Raw genomic sequence first — 6,943 nt, forward strand, 5'->3', positions numbered from 1 at the left:
ACAAACCTGAATTGGCCAAATTGCACGGACAAAAACCACCAGGGATCCCGGCGGTGACGTTCGAAGGCCCAACTGGGAATATTGCGAAACCATTTTGGGATTTTAAGCCGCGCGGCGAAACGGGAAAAATGGTTTCCGATTTGCTGCCGAATTTGGCCGATCAGGTCGACGACTTTTGTTTTTTCCATGCGCTTTCGACGGAAACGAGCGCGCACCCGCAGGGCGAGAATTTCATGAACACGGGCTTCACGATGGAGGGCTTCCCTTCCTTCGGCGCCTGGGTAACGTACGCCCTGGGTACGGAAAATCAGGAACTGCCAGCCTTTGTGGCGATCAACGACCCACGCGGATTGGCACGCAGCGGAAAAAACAACTTCGGCAACGGGTTCCTCCCCGCGGCATTTCAAGGCACCGATTTTAATGCCAAGAACCCTCCTAACAACCTTGCACGACCCGAGAATGTCTCACCCGGATTCGATCGAGCAACCAACCAGCTGCTACAGAAGCTCAACGCGCGACACCTCGAACAATATCCGGGAGACGCCAATCTCGCCGGACGAATCGCCAGCTACGAACTCGCCGGTCGGATGCAGACGTCGGTTCCCGATGTTATGGATCTCTCAAGAGAATCCCCAGCCACGCTCAAAGCGTATGGCGTTGAAGGCGGCAGCGAACTACGCGGCCACTATGCCAGAAACTGCATCCTCGCTCGCAAATTGCTGGAGAAGGGCGTCCGTGTCGTGCAATTGTTCAACGGTAGCGACCCATCGGGTGGGAACGGGATCACCAATTGGGATTCCCATGCGAACATTAAAAAGACGCATGCCATGCAAGCCGAAATTATGGATCAGCCTACCGCAGCGCTAATCTCCGACATGAAACAGCGTGGCATGCTCGACAACACCCTCGTCGTTTGGGCGACCGAGTTCGGCCGGATGCCATTCTTACAAGCCAACGGGACCGGACGGGATCACAACCCCAGCGCCTTTACCTGCTTCCTCGCCGGAGCCGGCGTCCGCAAAGGGTTTAGCTACGGTGAAAGCGATGACTTTGGATTCAAAGCAGCCGTCGATAAGACCACCGTCTACGACTTTAACGCCACCCTGCTCCACCTCATGGGACTCGACCACGAGCGTTTGACGTTTTACCACAACGGCCTCGAACGACGCCTCACGAACGTGCACGGCCAAGTCGTTAAAGAAGTTCTGGGGTAAAATTCAGTTTTCAGTTTTCAGTTTTCAGTTTTCAGTTTTCAGTTTTCAGTTTTCAGTTTTCAGCGCGGAGAATGAATAGCTAAACACTCTAAAGTTAGCTGTTATCAAACTTATTTTTAAGGCTTGTTAACATAGCAGCTAATTCTTTTGTTTCTATTATCCATCGTTGGCTTGTTGACTTATTTAAGTAACCTATTTCTGTGCCTATGTATATCTGTGTTCTAGCTTCTGCAAGAGAAGCCCTAGCTATATCTATAAATCTACTTTTCTCTTTATAGCTTTCTCTACACACACCTTCTGCAATGTTACTCGGCACTGAAAGGCCTGAGCGTGTTAATTGATCTCTGAACCCATAGTCTTTTACATCTGCTGTAGACCTGTAAATATCTACGCTAAGACGTGCAGATCGTTTCCATACATCTAAATTTTCAAAATTCATTAGTGTTACTTTTATTTATATCATTTTTACTAGCTTAGTTTTAAATATACAAATAACAACTAGCTAACTAAACTAGCCAAAAAATACAATATTCATTAATAACTAAAATCTTCAGTCTAATCACTAATGTCTAAAAGCTTCTATCTGATAACTAATTACTAACCACTGACAAACTAAATGCGGCCTTAAAGCTCTTCTAAAACATGCTCTGCGCGGCTTACTGTGAACTCTTTGCCTTCTTCTACAAATAACCCAGTAACGACCCCGTTATTTACAATCATCGCGTAGCGAGATGAACGAATACCACCAAAGCCAGCGGTGTCTTTTTCAAGTCCGAGTGCTTTGGTAAAGCTTGCATCACCATCGGCTAGCATTAAAATTTCTTCAGCGTTTTGCGAGTCGCCCCATGCTTTCATTACAAAGGCATCGTTTACCGAAACACAATAAATAGCATCAACACCTTTTGCTTTAATTTTATCAGCAAGGGTAATAAATTCAGGTAAATGTGCATTTGAACACGTTGGCGTAAACGCCCCCGGCACAGCAAATAACACCACTTTTTTACCATCAAATAATTCTTTGTTAGTCAGTGTTTGCATACCTTCGCTTGTTAACTGCGTAAGTGTTACCTGTGGTACGTTTTGGCCTTGTTCAATCATGATAAATCCTTAAAATATAAATAACGAATAGCCCATAGCATAGTGGACTTTGCTAATAGGCGCAGCTTTATTATCAATAAGCATAAATACAAATTTTTCACACAATATACGTTAAGGTACAAGTTGGAATGCTCATCTACTAATGCAAACTTACAGTAGCACAGCGAATTTAATGTAGGCGCTTTGCTTGCTAACGTACTTTGTTTATAGATAGTTAAATAAACAACCTTTTACGTGAGCAAGCTTCACACCTTCGTTGAAATAACTCTAAAAATTAATTACCACCGAGAACACTGAGGCGCTGCGCGCTTCACAGAGAAGAGCGTAATACAATGAATTGGTTTTAAAATCACTTCTCCTGCACTGCTCCTTGTCTTCTCTGTGGTGATAATAATGTTTTATTCACTTTATAAATCAAGTACAAAGCTTAACCACAAAACAATTTCTACCACCAAGAGCACCGAGGCGCTGCGCGCTACACTGAGGAAACATAATATTTTTTAGCATCTCCTCCTTTACTTCTCTTTGTCTTCTCTGTGGTGATAATCCCCCTGTGTCAGGATAGTTGTCGCCTCTAACATTTAGCAGAGGCAAATAAAATGAAACGTCAATTTACACAAGAGTTTAAAGTTCAAGCTGTTGAAAAAGCATTATCTCAATGTGATGATGTTCGCTTAGAAGATATTGCAGATGACTTAGGTGTCGGTTATTCAACGTTACAACGTTGGATAGCACTGGCAAAAAAGCATCAACTTGAAATACACCAGACGGGTAGCCAAATGACAGCAGAAAAACGACCACAAGACTGGAGTTTAGAAGAAAGACTCAACGCAGTAATTGAGTGTGGAAGTTTAGATGAAGCCGCCATAAATGAATACTGCCGTAATATAGGGCTTTATCCGCATCATATTCAGCAATGGAAGAAAGACTTAGTAACACCACCTTCAAATAAAACAGTAAAGTCAGACAGTAAACAGCTTAAGCAAGAAATAAAGCAACTGCAAAAAGAACTGAATCGCAAAGATAAGGCCTTAGCTGAAACTGCCGCTCTACTTGTACTCAAAAAAAAAGCGGATGCACTTTGGGGTTTCAACGAGGACGATTAACAACAGCGACTGAGCGACATGAATTAATAACGCTTATCACAAACGCACAGGCTTCAGGGGCAAGGAAAGAAAAGGCATGTGAGTTACTTGGACTGACACTAAGAACCGTTCAGCGGTGGATTGAAGCAGACGATATGACTGACAAACGGACGAGTACGAAAAAACAGCCGCCTAACCGTCTCACAGAGTTAGAGCGGCAGCGCATTATTAATACGGCTAATTCAGCCGAATATGGGCATTTACCGGCCAGTAAAATAGTCCCTAAGCTGCTTGATAAGGGCATATGGATAGCGTCTGAAAGTTCGTTTTATCGTGTCATGAAGGCACATAACTTATTAACGCATAGAGAAAAAGTAAAGCCAGCTAAGCCGATAAAAAAGCCAAGAGTATTGAAAGCAGTGCGTGCAAATGAAGTCTACACTTGGGATATCACCTATTTACCAACGAGCGTAAAAGGGCAATTTTTATACTTATATTTAGTGATGGACATTTTTAGTCGAAAGGTTGTTGGCTGGCAAGTTTACGACTCACAGTTAAGTGAATTAGCCGCAGATTTAATGAAGGATATTTGCAGTCGGGAGCAAATAAAGCGCGAGCAAGTTACGTTACACTCAGATAATGGCAGCCCAATGAAAGGCGCGACATTACTGGCAACATTACAGGAGTTAGGGATTGTGCCATCATTTAGTCGACCGTCAGTAAGTAATGACAATCCATACTCTGAGTCGTTATTTAAAACGTTAAAGTATCGCCCAGAATACCCAGAAAAGGCATTTGAAGATATAAGCGCAGCAAGAGAATGGGTAAGTGGGTTCGTTGATTGGTACAATAATGAGCATCTACACAGTGGTATAAAATTTGTGACGCCAAACCAACGTCATTCAGGTTTAGATAAAGAAATATTAGCTAAGCGTCAGCAGGTAAACGACGCAGCTAAATTGAATAACCCAAGCCGTTGGTCAGGGAAGTCACGAGACTGGTCAATGATAAATGAAGTAAATTTAAACCCTGAGAAAAAAGAAGAAATGCGGGCGGCATAAAATTTAACTTGAGGCGACAACTAACTTGAAAAACTCCGATAGCCCGTACCTACCACGGCAATTTTCATGTTATTCCTTTAATGTTTTAATTGGTAATTAATATGCATAATTTTACCAGAGTTGCCTAATATCATCTATTAGATATTGAGCTTCTAGTATCTGCACAATTATCCCAGACTTAAAATGGAAGATGGAAGATGGAAGATGGAAGATGGAAGATGGAAGATGGAAGATGGAAGATGGAAGATGGAAGATAAAATTTTGCGCGACAAAAGCCGCGCAATCAAAAATTAGCAATATGCAAGATCACAAAAATGAGCTTTTATAGTAACGCTTTAATAGCTTTAGCTATATGCTCCGCCTGCGCCTGAGAGGCCGTCGAGTCTGTTGACTCAACCATAACTCTTATAAGTGGCTCAGTGCCCGACTTACGAAGCAAAACTCTCCCTTTATCGGCAAGCATGGTTTCGGCTTCACTTACTGCTTGCTTCACTGAGCTGGTATTTAATATTTCATCCGCATTATTTTGGGTTAAACGCACATTTAAAAGTACCTGAGGTAACTTTTTAATGCCCGCAACATACTCCTGTAGCGATTGCTTTTGCTGCATAAGCGCTGCTAATACTAAAAGCGATGCAACAATACCATCACCTGTTGATGCATGGTCTAAATGTAAAATATGGCCCGAGCCTTCACCGCCTAACTTCCAACCTGTTTGTTTTAGCTGTTCAACGACATAACGGTCACCCACTTTCGCGCGCTTAAAAGGAATATCCATTTCCTTTAGCGCTAACTCTAAACCAAGGTTAGACATGAGCGTACCAACTACACCGCCTTCCATTTTACCTTGCAGTTTTGCCGCTTTAGCCAAAATATAAAGTATTTGATCTCCATCGATAACAGTGCCACTGTCATCTACAAGCATAAGCCTGTCGGCGTCACCATCTAGTGCAATACCTAAATCAGCACCATGCTCTATCACCGCCTTTTGAAGGCTATCTAGGTGAGTTGCACCACATTGTTCATTAATATTTAAACCATTAGGTTTATCGTTAATACTAATAACGTCTGCGCCTAGTTCGGCATATACATTAGGGGCAATGTGATACGCTGCGCCATTGGCACTATCTACAACAATTTTTAAGCCTTCAAGCGTTAACTCTTTAGGGAATACGCCTTTACAAAATTCAATATAGCGGCCAGCAGCGTCATTAATTCGCCTAGCTTTGCCTAAACGCTCTGAGCTTACACATTGCATTGCATTATTATTTAATGCTTGCTCAAGTAAGGCTTCTATTTCAAGTTCTTGTTCGTCATTTAGTTTAGTACCAAAGTTATTAAAAAACTTAATGCCGTTATCATAAAATGGGTTATGCGATGCACTAATTACTACACCTGCATCGGCTCTAAATGTTGATGCTAAATATGCAACAGCGGGAGTTGGCATTGGCCCAACAAAAGCTACATTTACACCCGCGGCAGAAAGCCCAGCCTCTATTGCCGACTCAAACATATAACCGCTATTGCGTGTATCTTTACCTATTAAAATTTCTTTAGTACCGCTTGAAGCCAACACAGTACCCGCAGCCCAACCTAGTTTCATTGCAAAATCGGGAGTAATAGGAAAAGTACCTACCTTTCCTCTAACTCCATCTGTACCAAAATACTTACGTGGCATAACTGCTCCTTTATAACTGATCTATTACAATAATTGAGAATAACTGGCTTATTTTATTATCTTAAAATATGTAACCTAATAAAAAAACGCGAGTTAAACTCGCGTTTCAAAAAAGTTATTATTACCACCTCTTAGCTCGTTTTTAGGCTTACTACTTTTTCATCACTATCGGATGGAAGTTGTTTTTTTGCATTCCATACTAAATCACAAATACCGTCGGTAGGGTTAAAACCTGTAGGTACATCAAGCAATAACTGCCTAATAGCTTGGTGATCAAAGTTATGGCATGCAATATCTAACGCCTCTATAAATACATTAAGCTCACTTAATGGCAGCATAACCTCGTTGGCAGTCATTATTCGTTCGTGCGTTGTTTCACCTACGTTGTCGCCAATTAAAAGCTCTTCAAAAAGCTTTTCGCCTGGGCGAAGGCCCGTGCATTTAATTTCAATATCACCATGAGGGTTAGTATCTGTTTTAACACTTAAACCTGAAAGACGAACCATTTTAGTTGCAAGATCTTTAATTTTAACTGGATCGCCCATATCGAGTACAAATACGTCGCCACCTTTGCCCATCGCCCCTGCTTGTATTACTAATTGCGCAGCTTCAGGAATCGTCATAAAAAAGCGTGTTATATCAGGATGTGTTAGCGTTATAGGGCCACCTTCTTTTATTTGCCTGCGAAATAGCGGCACTACAGAGCCACTCGACCCCAATACATTACCAAAGCGCACCATACAAAAACGTGTTTGGTGTTTAGCACCTTGCTCTTGTGCTAAGCCTTGTAATACTAGCTCAGCCATG

The 6,943-nt window shown here is 42.2% G+C and carries 6 protein-coding genes; 2 read left to right on the top strand and 4 right to left on the bottom strand.

Annotated features, from left to right (window positions below; all coding sequences use genetic code 11):
- A partial coding sequence (locus Q0688_RS08475) for a DUF1501 domain-containing protein (protein ID WP_299074920.1) occupies positions 1 to 1,214 on the top strand: 1,214 nt, incomplete at its 5' end.
- A gap of 94 nt (positions 1,215 to 1,308) precedes the next feature.
- Here Q0688_RS08475 and Q0688_RS08480 read toward each other — a convergent pair.
- Positions 1,309 to 1,653 carry a four helix bundle protein gene (locus Q0688_RS08480; protein WP_299074921.1) on the bottom strand — a complete coding sequence of 115 codons (345 nt, stop codon included), beginning with the start codon at positions 1,651 to 1,653 and terminating at the stop codon, positions 1,309 to 1,311.
- 185 nt (positions 1,654 to 1,838) lie between these two features.
- The gene (locus tag Q0688_RS08485) at positions 1,839 to 2,312 is read right to left on the bottom strand and encodes a peroxiredoxin (RefSeq protein ID WP_299074922.1); all 474 of its coding nucleotides are present in this window, start codon (positions 2,310 to 2,312) and stop codon (positions 1,839 to 1,841) included.
- Between the two features lie 599 nt (positions 2,313 to 2,911).
- On the opposite strand from Q0688_RS08485, the gene Q0688_RS08490 reads away from it, so the two are divergent.
- A protein-coding gene (locus Q0688_RS08490; protein WP_299074923.1) for an IS3 family transposase occupies positions 2,912 to 4,458 on the top strand; the annotation gives its coding sequence in 2 pieces (ribosomal slippage) (positions 2,912 to 3,392 and positions 3,392 to 4,458; 1,548 coding nt in all).
- A gap of 322 nt (positions 4,459 to 4,780) precedes the next feature.
- On the opposite strand, the gene glmM is transcribed toward Q0688_RS08490, so the two are convergent.
- Both glmM and Q0688_RS08500 read right to left on the bottom strand, forming a co-directional pair.
- Positions 4,781 to 6,136 (bottom strand): phosphoglucosamine mutase, encoded by a 1,356-nt coding sequence (glmM, locus tag Q0688_RS08495; protein WP_299074924.1) that lies wholly within the window; start codon positions 6,134 to 6,136, stop codon positions 4,781 to 4,783.
- Between the two features lie 131 nt (positions 6,137 to 6,267).
- A partial coding sequence (locus Q0688_RS08500; RefSeq protein ID WP_299074925.1) for a polysaccharide biosynthesis protein occupies positions 6,268 to 6,943 on the bottom strand: 676 nt, incomplete at its 5' end.

The organism is uncultured Paraglaciecola sp. (assembly GCF_937123705.1).
In the GTDB taxonomy this organism is placed as follows: Bacteria; Pseudomonadota; Gammaproteobacteria; order Enterobacterales; family Alteromonadaceae; genus Paraglaciecola.

Coding starts and splice junctions, on each gene's coding strand:
- Q0688_RS08480 (WP_299074921.1), bottom strand. CDS start 1,653: ATGAATTTTGAAAATTTAGATGTATGGAAACGATCTGCACGTCTTAGC.
- Q0688_RS08485 (WP_299074922.1), bottom strand. CDS start 2,312: ATGATTGAACAAGGCCAAAACGTACCACAGGTAACACTTACGCAGTTA.
- glmM (WP_299074924.1), bottom strand. CDS start 6,136: ATGCCACGTAAGTATTTTGGTACAGATGGAGTTAGAGGAAAGGTAGGT.